This window comes from Marinimicrobium sp. LS-A18 (genome assembly GCF_000463525.1).
In the GTDB taxonomy this organism is placed as follows: Bacteria; Pseudomonadota; Gammaproteobacteria; order Pseudomonadales; family Cellvibrionaceae; genus Marinimicrobium; species Marinimicrobium koreense.
Genome location: NZ_AWEP01000002.1, coordinates 1,340,572 through 1,360,496 on the forward strand (window position 1 = coordinate 1,340,572; position 19,925 = coordinate 1,360,496).

Sequence of the window (19,925 nt, forward strand, 5' to 3'; positions counted from 1 at the left end):
CTCTGACGCCGCCGTCCGGCAGCGATAGGTTCATCTATTCGTCGAGCTTTTTCAGGCGCGTGGCCAGCTCGTTCAATTGCTTAAATCGCACAGCGTTGCGACGCCACTCTCGGGTGGGCGCCAGTGGGGTCCCGGAGGAGTAGGAACCAGGCTTATGGAGGGAATGGGTGACCAGGCTCATGGCCGTCACGTGTACCCCATCGGCAATCGTCAGATGGCCCACAATGCCCACTCCGCCGGCAATCGTGCAATTCTCCCCTACCGTCGTGCTCCCGGCAATACCTGCTTGTCCCGCAATAGCCGTGTTTCGTCCGATCGAAACGTTGTGCGCAATTTGCACCTGGTTGTCGATTTTTACGCCATCCGCGATTCGGGTATCGTCCAACGCACCTCGGTCTACGGTCGTTCCGGCGCCTATTTCAACATCGTTACCAATGACTACACTGCCAAGCTGGTGAATTTTCAGCCAGCCGTCGGCGGTGGGGGCAAATCCGAATCCGTCTGCGCCAATGACCGCGCCACTGTGGACCACACAGCGTTCGCCCACGCGAACGTCGTGGTAGAGAACAGCTCGGGCGGCAATTCGCGTTCCCGCGCCGATCTGACAACCATCGCCAATGCTGGCGCCTGCCCCGATCTCAACGCCTTCAGCCAGCACCACCTGCCGGCCAATGGTCGCCTGGGGACCGATGCGAACCCCGTCCGCCAGTTGGCAGTCATCGCCGATCACGGCGGTAGGATGACAGCCCGCCGGTACCGCCGGCCGGTCATCAAAGCGCTCTGTCAGCCGGGCATACGTCTCATAGGGGTTAGCCGTGAGCAGCTTGTTCCCCGGGTATTCTGCGGCCAGATCCGGACGCATGATGACCGCCGAGGCACGGGTGCTCGCAAGATACTTCCGATAAATCGGGTTGGCAATAAAGCTCAACTGCCCCGGCAGAGCCGACTGGAGCGTCGCCAGCCCACTCAGAGGGCAGGCGCCGTCGCCTTCAAAATCGGCATCCAGCCACGCAGCCAGCTCTGCCAGAGTCAAGGTGGGTGACACACTCGGGCCCTCTATCAGTTGGCCTTGTTGAGCATCTCAGTTAGGTCATCGGTGATGTCATATTCTGCCGAGGCGTGGAACGCGCTCTGGCTGTTCAGTACCAGACCGATTTTTTCCGCTTCGATCAACTGTGTGAGGGCTGACTGAGTCTGTTCGCCCATTTCCTGCATGATGGCCTGCATCACCTGCTGGCGCTCACCCTGGAGCCCCTGAACGGTGCGCTCATACTGCTCACGCAGCTCGCGCATCTCCTGTTGCTTGGCCTGCTTCTGCTCATCGGACCAGGTCATGCCGTTTTTCTGGGCATCTTCCTGAAACGCCTGAATCTCAGAAGTCAGGCTCTGGTAACGGGTGCGCATAGCGACATAATCCTCGTCCTTTTCCAAGGTTTCCAGACGGGCTTGCGCTTTATCGGTGCCGAGCACGGCAGCCTGCAGGTCCAGGACCACGACTTTACCTTGCGCCAGCGCGACGGAAGAACCCAGAAGCAATACCAGCCCGAGGGCGATTTTCTTTGCATTAGCCAACATGATGTTAATTTCCTCTGTATTATCAATAAGTTAGGAAATGAAAAGGCCCTGCAATCAGGGCCATCGAGTCCCCCGAAGGGGCCATATCCCGCGGGCAAGGCCCGAAAAGGGGCCAATGATACCGCGTTAGAAGGATCCACCCAAAGAAAACTGGAAAAATTCCGCCTTGTCTTCTTCGTTTTCGTTGATTGGGCGGGCCACCGCAAACGTCAGCGGACCAAACCCGGTAATCCAGGTCAGACCAAAGCCGGCCGAGGCACTCAGCCGATCAATATCCGGTTCGTAACAGTTGCGCTGGCGCTCAGAACAAGTGGTGCTGAACACGTTGCCCGCCTCCACAAAGAAGCTGGACTGCAGCATGCGCTGGTCCTTGATGAACGGCAGCGGGAACAGGATTTCCGCGCCGGCCTCAACCTGGATGTTACCGCCAAAGGCATCATAACGACTGTTGCGGTTGCTCAGCTGGCTTTGCCGCACGCCGTACTGAGTAACCAGCTCGCCCGGGTTACACTTGAGTGCGTCCAGGTCATAGTTTTCACCAAACGCTTCCTGATCTTCACACAACAGGTAGCCCGAAGCGGTTTCACTGTCAGAGATGACGCCGTCGCCATTGGCATCGTCCCAGGCAAAAGGCACGGTATAGGAACGCTCTGCCGGCGTTGACCGCGGACCGAGGCTATTGCGTTCAAACCCGCGCACAGAACCAAAACCACCGGCGTAAAAGTGTTCAAAGAATGGCAGCTCGGTATCCCCATAGCTGTCCACAAAACCCAGATTGGTACGCAGCTTCAGGGTCAGAGCACGAGTCAAAGGTTTGTAGGTTTCGCCCTGGAACTGGATCTTGTAATACTCGAGGTCCCCACCGGGAACCGCCGCCTCAATGGAGAATCGCTGCGAGGTGCCTCGAGTCGCGAGCATCCCGCGGTTCAGGGTCGACTTGACGTAATTGAAACCGACCAGCCCATCCTGAAACTCATTGCCATACAGATCAAGATACCCTGGCTCGCCCAATACAGACTCGGTCACCCGGTTATCACTGTAACCATCGGGGAAGTCGCGTCCCATGGCGATATCTTCCCGCATCTGCTCGAGTTCACTTTGAGTGATGTAGGGCGCCCCCTCGCGAATAATGGGAGTACGGATGATTTCTCGCGGAGACGATGCCGACGGCTTGACCGTCAAATCGCGCGCTTCAAAGCTGAACCCGATGCGCTCGATTTCCGAGATCGGATAGCCAAAACTCAATCGTGCACCATAGGTGTCGGTACTATAACCCGCCACACCATAGTTGGCGTAATCACTTTTGGTGTAGTACAGGTTGATGCCGCGGCTCACCCCGTCTTTGGTGAAATAGGGGTCGTTGTAGCTGAAGTTATAGGCGGTCCGGAAGCGGCTGTTACTCAGGGAGAAGCCTACCTGCTTACCGGTACCAAACCAGTTGTTCTGCTGAATGTTCGCCGACAGCAACAAGCCACTGTATTCCGCATAACCGACCTGCAACCCCATACTGCCGGAGGGCTGCTCCTCGACGGTGTACTCCACGTCGACCTGATCGCTGGTGCCCGGAACCTCGTTGGTTTCGACGTTGACCTCTTTGAAGAAGCCGAGGCGATCCAGGCGGATCTTCGAGTGCTCAATCTGGGAGTTGGAGGCGGCACCGCCTTCCATCTGCCGCATCTCCCGGCGCAGTACCTCATCGATCGTCTTGGTATTGCCCTTGAAATTGATACGGCGCACGTAGGCCCGCTGGCCGGGATCAACAAAGAAGGTTACTTTGACCGTCTTGTCTTCTTCGTTTTTCTCGGGGATCCCCTCCACTTCCGCAAACGTATAGCCTTCATTGCCCAGGCGCTGGGTAATGTACTCGGAGGAGTTGGTCATCAGGATCTGAGAGAAATCGTCACCCTCACGCAGCATGATCATGCGCCGAACCAGAGGTTCTGGCAGTTTCAGGTCACCAGCCAGCTCCACCTCACTGACTTTGTAAATCTCGCCTTCGGAAACATTCAGGGTGATATAGATTTTGGATTTGTCCGGGCTCAACGCCACCTGGGTGGAATCAATTCGAAAGCTCAGATACCCGCGATCCAGGTAAAAGGACTCCAGGGTTTCAATATCGCCGGTGAGCTTCTCCCGGGAGTATTTGTCGTCCCCGGTGATCCATGAAAGCCAACCCGAGGACTTGAGCTCAAACCCTTCCAGCAACTCTTCTTCACTGTAGATGTCGTTGCCGACGATATTGATGCCCTTGATCCGAGCCGGCTTGCCTTCATTGACATTGACGGTCACCTTCACCTGGTTGCGAGGCAGATCCTCCACATCAATGTCCACCGAGGCGCCGTAGCGACCCTGGCCGATATACTCTCGCTCCAACGCCTGACTGATCCCTTCCAGAGTAGCGCGCTGAAAAATCTGGCCTTCAAACAGATCGCTGTCGCGAAGACTGCCCATCAGGTCCTCGGTTTTGATGACCTTGTTTCCCTCAATGGTAATTTCGTTAATGGCTGGACGCTCTTCGAGCTTTACCACCAGAACATCGCCGTCCCGGCCCATGGCCACATCGGCAAAGTAGCCCACCTGAAACAACGAGCGGGTGGCCATCCGGATATCTTCAGAGGTCACCTGATCGCCCACTCGCAGAGGCAGGGCACTGAACACGGTACCGGCAGACACCCGCTGCAAGCCTTCCACCCGAATGTCACTGATCTGAAAACTCTGGGCCTGCACCACTGCCGATAGCAACAGGGCCGCCACCAGACTCATCACTCGCATCCAAACTCGCATCATAGAAAAATTCTTTTTCCGGTTGAGATCAATTGCATTCGGCAGCATTGGCACCGCCACGTATCTTGTATGCCCCGATTGCTGTTGGGGCCGTATCTAAAGACGCATCGTCAGAGGCGCATAATATCGTTGTAGAACGCCAGCACCATGAGCCCGACCACCATCACCAGGCCAATCTGATACCCGACCTGCTGAACGCGATCAGAAACCGGGCTGCCTTTAACCACCTCAATGGCGTAATACAGCAAATGGCCACCATCGAGCACCGGAATCGGCAACAGGTTGAACACCCCGAGGAAGATACTGAGCAGCGCCACAAAGCCCACAAAGCTTTTCCAGCCACTCTCGGCGGAATCGCCGGCCACCTTAGCAATGGTGATGGGGCCACTCAAGTTTTTCGTCGAAATTTCGCCCACCACCAACTTCTTCACAGAAAGCAGCACAAAGCCGGCAGTCTCCCAGGTGCGATCCACGCCCGCCACGAAGGATTCCACGAGCCCATAGTGATAGGTCCTGATTCGCTCTTCTGGCCACGGCTGTGGCTGAATGCCCACGCCGACACGGCCAAAGCGTTCTCCATCTTCCTCGATCGTCTCGGGCGTCACCGATAGACTCGTCTGACCGCCATCGCGTTCCACGGTCATCTGGATTTCTTGCCCGGGTCGGGCCCGGACGTAATCCACCCACTCAGACCAGCCCGACACCGATTCGCCGTCGACACTGAGAATACGGTCACCGGAGATCAACCCCGCTCGCTCAGCCGGGCTGTCCGGCACAATCTGTCCGAGGATCGCCTGCGGCTCGGGCCGATCCAGGGTCAGTCCCAGCCCGGCCACCGGGTCCGGCTCTTCAGCGCCGCGCAGCCAGCCATCAAGCGGTGCCTGGGACATGTACTGCAGGTCCGAGCCGGGGTACTTCACCAGGAACTGAATCGTGCCGCTTTCTCCCAGGCGACGCAGCAACTGCTGGTGCAACGCCTGCCAGGTCGGGGTGAGCTCGCCGTCCACGGCCAGAATCTCCTGACCGGCCTCCAGGCCCGCCTGGGCGGCGACCGATCCCGGCTCTACTTCACCGACGATCGGAATCGGCTCCCGGGTGCCGGGTATCATCAACAACCAGAACAGCAGAATCGCCAAGATGAAGTTGGCCACCGGCCCCGCCGCAACAATGGCGATGCGCTGCCAGACGTTTTTCCGATTGAACGAGCGATGCAGCTCCTCTTCCGGCACTTCACCTTCGCGCTCATCCAGCATTTTGACGTAGCCGCCCAACGGTATGGCAGCCAACGCATACTCCGTGCCCTGGCGGTCTGTCCGGCGCCAGAGCACCCGGCCAAAACCAATGGAGAACCGCAGAACCTTGACGCCACAGCGGCGAGCCACATAGAAATGCCCAAACTCATGCACAGCCACCAGAATGACCAGGGCGACCAGAAACCAGATTATTGTCTGAATAAGAGCCACGGATTACCTCTCAGCGTGCTTCGATCAGGGATTGCGCCAGGCGTCTGGCCTCCTGATCCGCGGTTTGGACCACCAGCAGGTCCTCAGGTTCAGTCACAGGTACCCGCTCAAGCACGGATTCGATCACCTTGGGGATATCGGTAAAGCCGATCTGACGCCGCAGAAATGCCGCTACCGCCACCTCATTGGCCGCATTGAGCAGCGCAGGCGCCGTACCGCCCTGCCCGGCCGCCTCCACCGCCAGCCTCAGCGCCGGAAAACGATCCAGATCCGGCGCCTCAAAGTCCAGCCGCGCGGTTCTGATCATGTCCAGGCCGGAAACGCCAGAGGTGATGCGCTCGGGCCAGGCCAGCGCGTGGGCAATGGGCGTGCGCATGTCCGGGTTCCCCAACTGCGCCAGCACCGACCCGTCCACGTACTCAACCATGGAGTGAATGACGCTCTGCGGGTGGACAACCACCTCAATCTGCTCGGGCCGGGCACGGAACAGCCAGCACGCCTCAATCAGCTCCAGCCCCTTGTTCATCAGGGTGGCGGAATCAACGGAAATTTTCTGCCCCATGCTCCAGTTCGGGTGGGCACAAGCCTGCTCGGGGGTGACGGCCTCAAGCTGCTGGCGGGAATATTCACGAAAGGGACCGCCGGAGGCCGTCAAGAGTATCTTCCGCACACCACAGGTCGCCAGGCCTTCGCTCAGGCAATCCTGAGGGTGGGCGGGTAAACACTGGAAAATGGCGTTGTGCTCGCTATCAATGGGCAACAGTGTTGCGCGATGCTGCTCGACCGCCCGGGTGAATAGAGCACCGGCCATAACCAGTGCCTCTTTGTTGGCCAGCAACACCTTTTTACCGGCCTCCACCGCCGCCAGTGTCGGCACTAGACCGGCCGCCCCGACGATGGCCGCCATGACGGTGTCCACGGCAGGCGCTGCCGCAACCTCACTCAGCGCCTGAGTACCCGACAGGACTTCGGTCTCGCTGCCTTTGGCTTTCAGCCACGCCTGTAGAGCCTCGGCTTCGGCCGGCTCGACCACGACCGCATAGCGGGGCCGGTGGGTAAGGCAGGCGTCCGCCAGCTTGCGCCACTGGGAAAACGCGGTGAGCGCGTATACCCGGTAGCGATCCGGGTGCCGGGCCAATACGTCCAGGGTGCTGCTGCCGATTGATCCGGATGCGCCCAAAATAGTAACAAGCTGCATAGTGACCTCAGCCCTGGGGCCAGCCGCCGGCCAGCAGTGCCAGGGCAAATACCGGAGCGGCCGACGTCAGGCTGTCGACCCGATCCAGAACGCCACCATGGCCGGGCAGCAGCGCGCTGCTGTCCTTGATACCCCGCTGGCGCTTGACCATGCTCTCGAGCAGATCCCCGAGCACCGACACCAGGCTGGTCGGCAGAATGATCGCCAGCCAGAACAATACGCTGCCCTGCCAGAAATACCCGACCAGCAGCGCCAGCAGGATATTGGCCGCAACGCCGCCAGCAAACCCTTCCCAGGTTTTGCCCGGACTGACGCTTACCGCCAACTTATGTTTGCCCCACCGACGCCCGGCAAAGTAGCCACCGATATCCGCACAGGCCACAATCGCCACCAACAACACCAGCAGCCACAGCCCGCTGTCCTGAACGCGCAGGTACGAGAGCCCCGCCCAGGCGGGTACCAGAACAAAGAACCCCATCAGGGCCCGCATCCAACGACTGTGCCAGAGCAGTGCACTACTGGGGTAACCCTGTACCCACAGCAATGCCAGCGCCCACCAGATACAGCCCACCATCAGAATATTGCGAAACGCCAGACTCTGGCTTTCCATCAACTCGCGGCTATCAAGGGACTGATCCGGTAGATGATGAACGCCCAGATACGCCGCGCCCAGGCCCAGCAAGGCTCCGACCGCCAACACATAGACTCCGCGCTGCCAGCGCTTTGACAGGCCGGACAGATTGGCCCACTCCCAGGCCCCGATCAGGGTGATGGTGGCGGCAAAGGCGGAGAAAAGTGGCCCCGGCAAAAACACCAGCGCAGCGACAAAAACACTGGCCAGCAGAACCGCCGTAATCACTCGTTGCTTAAGCATGTCTCGCCTCCCCGGCGCGACCCGGCGCATCCAGTTGATCCGCGGTCTTTCCGAACCGACGCTGGCGTCGATAGAAATCATCGGCTGCGGCTTTGAGCTCATCGGCGCCAAAGTCCGGCCAGAGTAATTGACTGAAATACAGTTCGGCGTAGGCCGACTGCCAGAGCAGGAAGTTACTGATACGCACCTCGCCCCCCGTGCGAATCAACAGATCCGGGTCGGGCAGATCGCTCAGGCTTGTATGGCGGTGTAAGGTTTGCTCATCGATATCGGCCGGGTCCAGCGTACCGGCGGCAACCTGCTCCGCCAGCTGTCGGGCGGCGTTGGCGATATCCCATCGACCGCCGTAGTCCGCCGCGATCACCAGCGTCGTATCACCCTCGCGGGTCATGGCCTCGGCATCGGCTATGGACTTCTGCAGAGAGGAACTGAAGCGCTCGCGGTTGCCTACCACACGGAGCCGGACATTTTTCTTGCGAAGCTCTTTGGCCTCCTGCTTCAAATACCATTGAAACAGCGACATCAAGGCTTCCACTTCTTTCTTGGGACGCTTCCAGTTTTCACTGCTGAACGCGAACAGGGTGAGCACTTCAATGCCCAGGTCCTGGCAGGCGGTCATGATGTCCCGGATACGCTCGGCACCGACCTTATGACCGGCCACACCGGACAGTCCTCGCTGCTTGGCCCAGCGGTTGTTGCCGTCCATGATAATAGCGATATGGCGCAGGGAATTGCTGGTCACAAAAAACTCCTGGATCAGTTGCCGCGCGGGCCAAATGGGGCGGTCGGGAGGACCGCCCCACGGCTCAGATTTCCATCAGATCCGCTTCCTTGGCACTGAGAGCCTTGTCAATCTGAGCAATGTATTTATCGGTTATTTTTTGAATCTCGTCCTGAGCACGACGTTCGTCGTCTTCGCTGATTTCCTTGTCTTTGAGCAGCGCTTTCACATCGGACAGAACGTCACGACGCACGCCGCGCACGGCCACCCGGGCATTCTCGGCTTCGTGGCGCGCCTGCTTGATGTAATTTTTACGCGTCTCTTCGGTCAGCGGCGGCATCGGAATGCGAATCACGCCACCGTTGGTGGATGGATTCAGACCGAGATCCGACTTCATGATCGCTTTCTCGATCTCCGGCACCAACTGCTTTTCCCAGGGGGTGATGCTCAAAGTGCGGGCATCTTCCACGTTGACGTTGGCCAACTGGCCCAGGGGCGTTTCCGCGCCGTAGTAGGACACATGAATACCGTCCAGGATGCTCGGATGGGCACGGCCAGTACGGATCTTGTTGAAGTTATTGCCCAACGCGTCGACCGATTTGGCCATACGGGCTTCGGCATCTTTCTTAAATTCATTCAGCATTGTTTTTGCCCTCTTCTATCAGGGTGCCCTCATTGCTACCGACCACAATGTTGAGCAGCGCCCCGGTTTTATTCATGCGAAATACCCGTACAGGCATATCGTGTTCCCGGCAGAGGCAAATCGCGGTCAGATCCATCACACCCAATTTGCGCTCCAGCACTTCGTCGTAGGTCAGGCGGTCGTACTTGGTGGCCGCCGGATCCTGCATCGGGTCAGCGGTGTAAACGCCATCGACCTTGGTGGCCTTGAGCACAATATCGGCCTCGACTTCGATAGCGCGCAAGCAGGCTGCCGAATCGGTGGTAAAGAACGGGTTGCCGGTGCCAGCGGAGAAAATCACCACCTCACCCGAGGTCAGGGCGCGGTTGGCCTGGCGACTGTCGTAGTGTTCGACAATGCCACTCATGGGGATGGCGGACATCACCCGGGAGGAAATATTCGAGCGCTCAAGTGCATCCCGCATGGCCAGCGCATTCATGACCGTCGCCAGCATGCCCATGTGGTCGCCGGTGACGCGATTCAGACCGGCGCTGCTGAGCGCCGCCCCGCGAAACAGGTTGCCCCCGCCAATGACCAGGCCTACCTGGACACCGATGCCAACCAACTGGCCAATTTCCAGGGCCATTTTATCCAGTACCTTGGGATCAATCCCAAAGCCTTCGGAGCCCATCAGCTCTTCGCCGCTGAGCTTCAACAGAATTCGTTTGTACTTCTTGTCGCGCGCGCTTGGCATACCAGGTTCTCCGCAAGGTGCTCATTCAGGTTTAGAAATTCGTCAGGTAGGCCCGGATCAGGCCCACCTGACGAGAGAGCAGCGGCGATTAACCTTTGGAAGAAGCCTTGACCTGAGCGGCCACTTCTTCGGCGAAATCGACGGTCTCTTTCTCGATACCTTCGCCCACTTCAAAGCGCACAAAGCTCTGGATGCTCGCACCCGCGTCAGCCGCCAGCTTGCCCACTTTGATTTCGGGATTCTTGACGAACGGCTGCTCAACCAGGCTGCCTTCCTTCAGGAACTTGTTGATACGTCCCATCATCATCTTCTCGACGATTTCAGCCGGCTTGCCTTCCATATCCGGCTGAGCCTTGATGATTTCCTTCTCTTTTTCCACCAGTTCGGCGGGCATATCGTCCGGGTTGATGACCTGGGGGTTTACCGCGGCTACGTGCATGGCCACATCGCGCGCCAGCTCGGCATCGCCACCGCCCTGCAGTTGGGTAACCACCGCAATGCGGTTGTTGGAGTGAACGTAACCGTCAACCACACCACCTTCTACCACGGCGGCGCGACGTACGGTGATGTTCTCACCAATTTTCTGTACCAGCGCTTCGCGATCGCCTTCCAGCTCGCCGCTCATCAGGGCCGCCACGTCGCTCTGCTTGTCGGCAAAGGCCTTGTCCAGCACCTTGCTGACGAACGCCAGGAAGCCTTCATCGCGGGCGACAAAGTCGGTTTCACTGTTCACTTCCAGAATCACGGCGTAGCTGTTGTCGTCGGCCACCTTGACGGAAACCACACCGTCAGCGGCGGTACGACCGGCCTTCTTGGCGGCCTTCAGGCCACTGGCCTTACGCAAGTTCTCAATCGCCACTTCAACGTCGCCATCGGCTTCGTTCAGGGCCTTTTTACACTCCATCATGCCGAGCCCGGTACGCTCGCGCAGCTCCTTAACCATTGACGCAGAAATCGCTGCCATGTCGCTATCCTCTTGAAATGGGTCTAACTCAGTATTCGAAAAAAGGGGGCCGCCGTCTGGCCTGCCCCCTTGTCTTATGCCGATCGGCCAGGAGCCGGATTACTCGGACGCGGCTTCGCCTTCGGCGGGCACGTATTCGTCTTTGTTGGGCACGGCAGAAGCTTCTTTCGCTCCTTCCAGGCAGGCATCTGCCATGGCGGAAACGTACAGCTTGATGGCGCGGATGGCGTCATCGTTGCCCGGGATGACGTAGTCGATGTCGTCCGGGTTGCTGTTGGTGTCTACGATACCGATGATCGGCAGACCCAGCTTCTTGGCTTCCTGAACGGCAATGCGCTCGTGGTCAACGTCAACAATGAACAGTGCATCGGGCAGGCCGTTCATGTCTTTGATACCACCGATGGAGTTTTCCAGCTTGTCCATCTCGCGGGTGCGCATCAGCGCTTCTTTCTTGGTCAGCTTATCAAAGGTACCGTCCTGGCTCTGGGCTTCCAGATCGCGGTAGCGACGGATAGAGGCGCGGATGGTCTTGTAGTTGGTCAGCATACCACCGAGCCAGCGGTGGCTGACGAAGGGCATACCGGCACGCTCGGCCTGCTCTTTGATGGTCTTCTGGGCGGCGCGCTTGGTACCGACGAACAGTACCTTTTTCTTCTGGGCGGCCATCTTCTTGACCACGTCCATCGCTTCAGCGAAGGCCGGTACGGTCTTTTCCAGATTGATGATGTGAATCTTGTTACGGGCACCGAAGATGAAACGGTTCATCTTGGGGTTCCAATAGCGGGTCTGGTGGCCGAAGTGGGCACCAGCCTGCAGCATATCGCGCATGCTTACTGTAGGCATTTTGTCATTCCTATCGGGTTGGGCCTCCATACACCCCGCCAGCCAACCCACTGATAACCAGTGAGCACCCAGGCTGAACGTGACGGTGCATGTGTGACGTTCATGGTTTATTGACCGCCCGTTTGACCGGGTCGGCACTCCTCGGTCGTGCATGGCACTGGCCGCGGAGCCGCGCTTTATACCATAATTTGTCGACCAGTGGAACCCGAACAACGTCGCTTCCCCGCCCCGGCCGTTGCGCCAGAGCGGCCGCTGTTGTCTAATAGTCACCATGACACTAAATGGCCGATCTCCCTCGATCGGCAGGCAATACACGAACACAGAACCCTGAGAGAGCAACCGAATGAAAGAAACCTGGCGCTGGTTTGGCCCCAATGACACCGTATCCCTTGAGCAGATCGCCCAGGCCGGCGCCACCGGCGTGGTGACCGCACTGCACGACATTCCCACCGGGGAAGTCTGGCCGTTGAAGGCGATCCTCGAGCGCAAGGCACTGATTGAGGCGCGGGGCCTGGAATGGTCCGTGGTCGAAAGCGTGCCGCTGCACAATGACATCAAGACCCGCAGCGGCGACTTTGAGCGACACATCGACAATTACCGGGAAACGCTTACCAACCTCGCCGCGGCCGGGATTCACGACGTCTGCTACAACTTTATGCCCGTGGTCGATTGGACCCGCACTAATCTGGACTACGAGCTGGCCAATGGCAGCCGCGCACTGCGCTTTGAAATGGCCGATTTTGCCGCCTATGACCTGCACATCCTCCAGCGGCGCAACGCAGAGGCCAGCTACACGGACGACATCCTGGAGCGGGCCGAACAGCGCTTCCGCGCCATGTCGGGCGCCGAGAAAGTCCAGTTGGAGAAGAACATCATTGCCGGACTGCCCGGCGGAGAGGGCTCCTACGATCGCGAGGGCATCCGGGTGGCGATCGAGCAGTTTATCGCCTTGGGGGAGGATGGCATGCGCGCCAACCTGATCCAGTTTCTCAAAGACGTCACCCCGACCGCCGAGTCTGTGGGCTTGCGCCTGGCGATCCACCCGGATGACCCACCCTTCTCGCTCTTCGGGCTGCCGCGCGTGGTATCGACCGCCGCCGATGCCCGCGCCCTGCTTGACGCCGTGCCCAGCGAGGCCAACGGCCTCACCCTGTGTGCCGGCTCCTACGGCGCCCGGGCCGACAATGACCTGGTCGCCATGGCCCGGGAGTTCGGCTCCCGCATCTATTTTGTGCATCTGCGCAATATCCGCCGCGAGGCCGATGGCTCCTTTTACGAATCGGACCACCTCGGCGGCGATAACGATATGGTCGGTCTGATCCGGGCCCTGCTGGAAGAAGAGCGGCGCCGGCGCAAGAACCACAGCCGGCTGCCGGAAATCGCCATGCGCCCAGACCACGGCCACCTGATGGCCGAGGAGATCGGCCGCCCCGGCATCAACCCCGGCTATTCCTACGGCGGCCGCATGAAGGGGCTGGCCGAACTGCGCGGGGTCATTCACGCGCTGGAGTACTTGGATACGGCCGCCTGAGGGCGGCCTCTCCCAGACTGTCAGACACTGCCCAGATCGTTTAGAATGGTGGTTTTCCCTTCAATCTAGCGAGTAGACATGTCTGTCAGCATCAAAACCCCGGAAGAAATCGAGAAAATGCGCGTCGCCGGCCGCATGGCCGCCGAGGTGCTGGAACTGATCGAACCCCACGTCCAGCCCGGCGTGACCACCGCCGAGCTGGACCGAATCTGCCACGACCACATCGTCAACGAGCAGAACGCCATCCCGGCGTGCCTCAACTACCGGGGCTTCCCGAAATCCATCTGCACCTCCATCAACCAAGTGGTCTGCCACGGCATTCCGTCGGAAAAGAAGGTGCTCAAGAACGGGGATATCGTCAATATTGATGTGACCGTGATTTATGAAGGTTACCACGGCGATACCAGCAAAATGTATTTCGTCGGCAAGCGCCTGCCCCACGCCGAGCGACTGGTTCAAGTGACCCAAGAGTGCCTGTATAAGGGTATTGAAATGGTCAAACCCGGCATCAAGCTGGGCGACATTGGCCATGCCATCCAGCAGCACGCCGAAAGCAACCATTACTCTGTGGTACGTGAGTACTGTGGCCACGGCATTGGCGCGGTCTTCCATGAAGACCCCCAGGTTCTGCACTACGGCCGCCCGGACACGGGGCTGGAGCTCAAAGAGGGGATGACCTTCACCATTGAGCCCATGATCAACGCCGGCAAGCGCCACACCAAAACCAAAGGCGACGGCTGGACCGTCGAAACCAAGGACGGCCGGCTTTCGGCCCAGTGGGAGCACACCCTGGCGGTGACCAAAGACGGCGTTGAAGTACTGACCGCCCGCCGCGAAGAAGCCTTCTGATCATGGATACCGCTGCCCTGCCCTACTTCGAACGCCCCCTGTTCTTTTTCGACCAGGCGCGGTTTCGCCGCGCTCTGGCAGAGCAGCCCGTCATCACGGTTTTCAAAGACGCCATCACCGCCGCCAACCGGCAGTTTGATGCGCGCTTTCGCGAGGGCGAGGATATCCGCGCGCTGGTTCACGAGCGCGCTCTGTTTGTCGACTGCATGCTCCACTACGCCTGGCATCGCAACCACTGGCCCCTGGGCATCAGCCTGGAGGCCGTTGGGGGCTACGGCCGCTGCGAGCTGCACCCGCACTCCGACATCGACCTGCTGGTGCTGACCGGCAACGATAATATTCGGGACCGCTGCCAGGAGCAGATCGAGCAACTGCTCACCTTTCTCTGGGACATCGGTCTGGAAATCGGCCACAGCGTCCGCTCCCTGGAAGAGTGCGTCGGCTATGCCCGCAACGACATTACCGTCGCCACCAACCTGATGGAATCCCGCACCCTGGTCGGCGACAGCTCGCTGCGCATTCAACTGATGCAGGAAACCGCCCCCGACCAGCTATGGCCCGCGGACGATTTTTTCCGGGCCAAATGGCAGGAGCAGATTCAACGTCATCAGAAGTACAACGATACCGAATACAACCTTGAGCCCAATATCAAGAATGCCCCGGGCGGCCTGCGCGACATCCAGATGATCGGCTGGGTGGCCAAGCGATTCTTTCAGGTCCGGACGCTCAAACAGCTCGAGGGCAAGGGTTTTTTCACCGAGGAAGAATTCTCCCTGCTCCAGAGCGGCGAAGAGTTCCTCTGGCGGGTCCGTTATGGCCTGCACCTGATCGCCGGCCGCGCCGAAGAGCGCCTGCTGTTCGATCACCAGCGCGAACTGGCGGCCATGTTCGGTTATCGGGACAACAGTGAGAGCCTGGCGGTGGAGCAGTTCATGCACCGCTACTACCGCCTGGTGATGTCCCTGCGCGAACTGAACGACGTGCTGCTGCAGTTCCTACATGAGGTCATTCTGCAGAGAGGCGTCAATAAAAATGTGACCGCGTTGAATGAACGCTTTCAGCTACGCGATCACTATATCGAGGCCGCGCACATCTATGTCTTTGAGGAAACGCCCTCAGCGCTTCTGGAAATTTTCGTGCTGATGGCCAAACACCCGGAAATCCAGGGGGTGCGGGCATCCACCATCCGCCTGATCCGCGAAAGCCGCCACCTGATCGACGACGACTACCGCCGTAACCCAACCAACACCCAACTGTTTCTGGAGCTGTTCCACCACCCGAAGGGCCTGGTAGAACAGCTCAAACGGATGTCCCGCTACGGCATTCTCGGGCTGTACCTGCCGGAGTTCGGACTGGTCACCGGGCAGATGCAACACGACCTGTTCCACATCTATACCGTGGATGCGCACACCCTGAAGGTCATGCAGAACATGTGCGACTTCTGGGCGCCGGATGCCAAAGAAGAGTTTCCGATCGCCGCCCATGTGATCAAACGACTCCCCAAGCCGGAGCTGCTCTACATCGCCGGCCTGTACCACGACATTGCCAAAGGACGCGGCGGAGATCACTCCACCCTTGGCGCCGTGGACGCCGAGGACTTCTGCCAGCGCCACGGACTGTCACCGCGGGAGACCCGACTGATCTGCTGGCTGGTGGAGCAGCACCTGCTCATGTCCGCCGTGGCCCAGAAGCAGGACATCTCCGACCCCGATGTGATCCACGATTTTGCCCTGCGGGTGGGCGACCAGCAGCGTCTGGACTACCTGTATACCCTGACGGTCGCCGACATCAACGGCACCAACAAAGAGCTCTGGAACACCTGGCGGGCCAGCCTGATGCGCCAGCTCTATATGGAAACCAAGCGGGCGTTGCGCCGGGGCCTGGAAAACAATATCGACAAGCACGAGCTGATCGAAGAAACCCAGCAGTCCGCGCTGCGTAAACTCGAGCGCAAGGATATTTCCGCGGACACCGCCTGGCAGCTGTGGAGCGACATGGGCGAAGAGTATTTCATGCGCGAGACGGCACTGGATATCGCCTGGCACAGCGAGGCGATGATCCAGCACACCGACGACACACCGCTCATCCTGATCAAGAAGACCACCAACCGGGAGCTCGAGGGCGCGACCCAGATTTTCGTGCGCAGCAAGGGCCGCAAAAACGTCTTCGCCGCCGTGGCCACAGCACTGGATCAGCTTAACCTGAACATTCAGGATGCCCGCATTTACAATTCGAACAGCGGCTACACCGTGGACACCTTTTTTGTTCTGAACCAGGACGGCGAACCGCTGGGCGATGACCCGAAGGTACTCAAGCGCATTCAGGATGCACTGCTGGATGAGTTGCGACTGGTGGATGATTATTCCGAGGTCATCAGCCGCCGCACGCCCCGTCGCCTTAAGCACTTTACGATGCCCACCCGCACGAGTCTGAGCAACGATATGATCAGTGGCTATACGGTGCTGGAGGTGATCAGTCCGGACCGCCCGGGTTTGCTGGCGTGTATTGGCCGGGTTTTTCTGCAGTTTGATATTCTGTTACAGAATGCCAAAATCGCCACTTTGGGCGAGCGGGTGGAGGATGTCTTTTTCATCACCGATAACGAGGGCGAGCCCTTGAGCGACCCGGCGCTATGCGAGGCATTACAGCGGGAAATCTGCGAACAACTGGACAAGCGCGCCACCAAAACCTCAGCGTCGGTGGTAAATTTCTAAAATCCGTTCGCTTTACTCCGGTGCTTCGCATTGTAGTGCTGCGGGAGGGTAGGCCTCTTTGAGACACGCCGTAAACCCATCCATGGGGGCTCATTACCCGCCGTCCAGGCGGGTAACGGTCTCAAAGAGGCCTACCCTCCCTCCGCCAGTACCAACGGATAATGAGGTGGAGATAGATAAGACTCCAACAACATGATGCTGGCACAGAGGCGTTTGCGGGGTTTACCGTTTGGAGACTCTCGGAGGCAGGGAGCCGACGAGAAGCCCCCAGGGATGGGTTCACGGCGGGTCTCCAAACGGTAAACCCCGCAAACGCCGGAACTACATTGAGGCACTCAGCCGTGCACAAGCTTAACGTGAAGATAACCCAATGAACCCAGACCTGAATCACCTTCACCCTTATCCGTTTGAAAAGCTCGCCAAGCTCAAAGCGGGCGTGGAGCCGCCGGAACATCTATCGCATATTGCGCTATCCATTGGTGAGCCCAAACACCAGCCGCCGGCGTTCGTGCTCGACACCCTGAGCCAGAACCTCAACCGCGTCGCCAACTACCCCGCGACCAAAGGCCTGCCGGAATTGCGTCAGTCTATTGCCCAGTGGGCCGAAAAGCGCTTTGCACTGAGCAGGGGGCAGCTCGACCCCGAAACCCAGGTTCTGCCCGTGAATGGCACCCGCGAAGCCCTGTTCGCTTTCGCCCAGGCCGTGGTGGACCGCACCGCCGAACAACCATTGGTGGTCAGCCCCAACCCGTTTTATCAGATCTACGAAGGCGCCGCCCTGCTCGCCGGAGCGCAACCGGCGTTTCTGAACTGTACCGCCGACAACCACTATATTCCCGACTTTGCCGCCGTCGACCCGAACATCTGGAAACACTGCCAACTCCTGTACCTCTGCTCCCCGGGCAACCCCACCGGCGCGGTCCTCACGCTCGAGCACTGGCGCACCCTGTTGGCACTGGCCGACGAGTATGATTTTGTAATTGCCTCGGACGAGTGTTACTCCGAACTCTACTTCGACGAACAGGCACCCCCGCTTGGATTGCTGCAGGCCTGCACAGAGCTCGGCCGTGAGGATTTCAGCCGCTGCGTGGTCTTTCACAGCCTATCCAAGCGCTCCAACCTGCCGGGCTTACGCTCCGGGTTTGTGGCCGGTGATGCGTCGATTCTCGCGGAGTTTTTGCGTTACCGAACCTACCACGGCTGCGCCATGCCGGTGCCCTCACAACTGGCGAGCATCGCTGCCTGGGAAGACGAGGCGCATGTGCGGGCAAACCGGGATCTGTATCGCCAGAAGTTTGCGGCGGTGCTGGACATCCTGGACGGCTGTCTGGATGTTGCCAAGCCTGAAGCGGGCTTCTATCTCTGGCCGCGCACGCCGGTGGACAGTGAGACGTTCGCCCGGGAGCTGTTTGCCCAGCAGAACATTACCGTCCTCCCCGGCAATTACCTGGCCCGCGACACCGAAACCGGCAATCCGGGCGACCACCACGTCCGAATGGCATTGGTGGCATCCCTGGACGAATGCGTCGAAGCGGCACACCGAATCAATAAGTTTATGGCTCAATACGAGGTAAGCGCTTTGTAGGAAATGCTGCGGGAAGGTAGGGGGCTTCGGGACACGCTGTGAATACGTCCCTGTACGCTCTGCACCGGCCGTCCAGGCCGGTGACGGTCCCGAAGCCCCCTACCTCCCCTCCGCGGTGCCACACAGAAAGTCTCGGGAACTAGATAGTTCTACAAAAATCTCTTAGTGGCACTGAGGCGGCTGTGGGGTACACCCGTTGGAGACTCTCGGAGGCATGGATGCCGACGAGAAGCCCCCAGGGATGGGTTCACGGCGGGTCTCCAACGGGTGTACCCCACAGCCGCCGGTCTAGACGATCACCAAGATACTGTTAAAGAACGATGATTCAAAATATGACAAAGCCGGAAAATTTAAAGAAACCCGAACGAGTCGAGTTCATTTTGAATCGACTCCAGGAATTGTACCCCGAGCCGCCGATACCGCTCGATCACAAAGACCCCTACACCCTACTGGTCGCCGTCCTGCTGTCCGCCCAATGCACCGACGAGCGGGTCAACCAGGTCACCCCACATTTATGGCAACTCGCCGACAACCCCGCAGACATGGCCAAAATACCCGTCGAAGACATCCAGGCCGTCATCCGCCCCTGCGGACTCTCGCCCCAGAAAGCCAAAGCCATCTCCAAGCTGTCCCAGATACTCATCGACGAACACGACGGCGAAGTCCCCGATGACATAGACGCCCTGGAAAAACTGCCCGGGGTCGGCCACAAAACCGCCAGCGTCGTCATGAGCCAGGCCTTTGGCGTGCCCGCATTTCCGGTCGACACCCACATCCACCGGCTCGCCCAACGCTGGGGACTGACCAACGGCAAAAATGTCACCCAAACCGAAAAAGACCTAAAACGCCTGTTCCCCAAAGACCGCTGGAACGCCCTGCACCTGCAGATCATCTATTATGGACGCGAGTACTGTTCCGCGCGGCGCTGTGATGGTACGGTGTGCGACATTTGCCGGACCTGTTACCCAGCACGCAAACACCCCAAGAAAGTACACAAACCCTGAACCACCGGCACCAGACACCCAATTCCAGACTGAAGGACACACAGGATGACCGCTCTACTCAAACACCTGCACCTGCTCTTTGTGTTGCTCTCCTTTATCGGCTTCTTTATTCGCGGCATCTGGATGATGCAGGGCTCTGGCTTGCTCAGACGCAAGTGGGCTCGGGTGTTGCCTCATATCAATGACACCCTGCTACTGGTCAGCGCCGTTGCCCTGGCTGTTGCCATGGGTTACTCGCCCGGTGATCATCCCTGGCTGATGACCAAAATCATCGCCCTGTTTGTCTACATCGGTGTGGGCGTGCTGGCCTTCCGGCACCCGAAAAAAACCGTGCGGGTCGCCGCCTGGCTGATCGCGCTCGGAATTTTTCTCTACATTGTCAGCGTGGCCCTGTTCAAGCACCCGCTGGGCTTTATGCTGACTCTGAGCGCCTAAGTCACCACC

General features: G+C 59.1%; 17 protein-coding genes. 6 read left to right on the forward strand and 11 right to left on the reverse strand.

The genetic code is table 11. The features are described from left to right. Positions 1–34 precede the first annotated feature (34 nt). The 11 genes from lpxD to rpsB form a co-directional block, all read right to left on the reverse strand. Positions 35–1,045, reverse strand: coding sequence for a UDP-3-O-(3-hydroxymyristoyl)glucosamine N-acyltransferase (gene lpxD / locus N645_RS16660; protein WP_036159900.1), 1,011 nt, complete (start codon positions 1,043–1,045; stop codon positions 35–37). A gap of 14 nt (positions 1,046–1,059) precedes the next feature. Then, positions 1,060–1,575, reverse strand: coding sequence for an OmpH family outer membrane protein (locus N645_RS0105905; protein ID WP_024460589.1), 516 nt, complete (start codon positions 1,573–1,575; stop codon positions 1,060–1,062). Positions 1,576–1,701: 126 nt separating this feature from the next. Beyond that, entirely contained in the window at positions 1,702–4,359 is a 2,658-nt protein-coding gene (gene bamA, locus N645_RS0105910; protein WP_238559212.1) for an outer membrane protein assembly factor BamA, read from the reverse strand. A gap of 110 nt (positions 4,360–4,469) precedes the next feature. After that, entirely contained in the window at positions 4,470–5,822 is a 1,353-nt protein-coding gene (rseP, locus tag N645_RS0105915) for a sigma E protease regulator RseP (protein WP_024460591.1), read from the reverse strand. A 10-nt stretch (positions 5,823–5,832) separates the two neighbouring features. Further along, positions 5,833–7,020 carry a 1-deoxy-D-xylulose-5-phosphate reductoisomerase gene (gene ispC / locus N645_RS0105920; protein ID WP_024460592.1) on the reverse strand — a complete coding sequence of 396 codons (1,188 nt, stop codon included), beginning with the start codon at positions 7,018–7,020 and terminating at the stop codon, positions 5,833–5,835. A 7-nt stretch (positions 7,021–7,027) separates the two neighbouring features. After that, positions 7,028–7,894, reverse strand: a complete 867-nt coding sequence (locus tag N645_RS0105925; RefSeq protein WP_024460593.1) for a phosphatidate cytidylyltransferase — start codon at positions 7,892–7,894, stop codon at positions 7,028–7,030. Then, complete coding sequence (gene uppS, locus N645_RS0105930; RefSeq protein WP_051174329.1) at positions 7,887–8,600, reverse strand: polyprenyl diphosphate synthase; 714 nt, start codon at positions 8,598–8,600, stop codon at positions 7,887–7,889. The genes N645_RS0105925 and uppS overlap by 8 nt, the downstream gene beginning before the upstream one ends. Before the next feature lie 100 nt (positions 8,601–8,700). After that, the gene (gene frr / locus N645_RS0105935) at positions 8,701–9,258 is read right to left on the reverse strand and encodes a ribosome recycling factor (protein ID WP_024460595.1); all 558 of its coding nucleotides are present in this window, start codon (positions 9,256–9,258) and stop codon (positions 8,701–8,703) included. Then, positions 9,248–9,991 (reverse strand): UMP kinase, encoded by a 744-nt coding sequence (pyrH, locus tag N645_RS0105940; RefSeq protein ID WP_024460596.1) that lies wholly within the window; start codon positions 9,989–9,991, stop codon positions 9,248–9,250. The genes frr and pyrH overlap by 11 nt, the downstream gene beginning before the upstream one ends. A gap of 88 nt (positions 9,992–10,079) precedes the next feature. Continuing rightward, positions 10,080–10,955, reverse strand: coding sequence for a translation elongation factor Ts (tsf, locus tag N645_RS0105945; RefSeq protein ID WP_024460597.1), 876 nt, complete (start codon positions 10,953–10,955; stop codon positions 10,080–10,082). Between the two features lie 99 nt (positions 10,956–11,054). Then, entirely contained in the window at positions 11,055–11,798 is a 744-nt protein-coding gene (gene rpsB / locus N645_RS0105950; RefSeq protein WP_024460598.1) for a 30S ribosomal protein S2, read from the reverse strand. 343 nt (positions 11,799–12,141) lie between these two features. Between rpsB and uxuA the strand changes: the two genes are divergently transcribed. From uxuA to N645_RS0105980, 6 genes are all read left to right on the forward strand, one after another. Then, positions 12,142–13,329: a mannonate dehydratase gene (gene uxuA / locus N645_RS0105955; protein ID WP_024460599.1), complete on the forward strand. Its 1,188-nt coding sequence runs from the start codon at positions 12,142–12,144 to the stop codon at positions 13,327–13,329. Positions 13,330–13,407: 78 nt separating this feature from the next. Then, positions 13,408–14,178: a type I methionyl aminopeptidase gene (gene map / locus N645_RS0105960; RefSeq protein WP_024460600.1), complete on the forward strand. Its 771-nt coding sequence runs from the start codon at positions 13,408–13,410 to the stop codon at positions 14,176–14,178. Positions 14,179–14,180: 2 nt separating this feature from the next. After that, entirely contained in the window at positions 14,181–16,892 is a 2,712-nt protein-coding gene (locus N645_RS0105965) for a [protein-PII] uridylyltransferase (protein WP_024460601.1), read from the forward strand. A gap of 370 nt (positions 16,893–17,262) precedes the next feature. Then, positions 17,263–18,477 (forward strand): succinyldiaminopimelate transaminase, encoded by a 1,215-nt coding sequence (dapC, locus tag N645_RS0105970; RefSeq protein WP_024460602.1) that lies wholly within the window; start codon positions 17,263–17,265, stop codon positions 18,475–18,477. A 332-nt stretch (positions 18,478–18,809) separates the two neighbouring features. After that, the gene (gene nth / locus N645_RS0105975; RefSeq protein ID WP_024460603.1) at positions 18,810–19,481 is read left to right on the forward strand and encodes an endonuclease III; all 672 of its coding nucleotides are present in this window, start codon (positions 18,810–18,812) and stop codon (positions 19,479–19,481) included. 45 nt (positions 19,482–19,526) lie between these two features. Continuing rightward, positions 19,527–19,916, forward strand: a complete 390-nt coding sequence (locus tag N645_RS0105980; RefSeq protein WP_024460604.1) for a SirB2 family protein — start codon at positions 19,527–19,529, stop codon at positions 19,914–19,916. Positions 19,917–19,925: the final 9 nt, after the last annotated feature.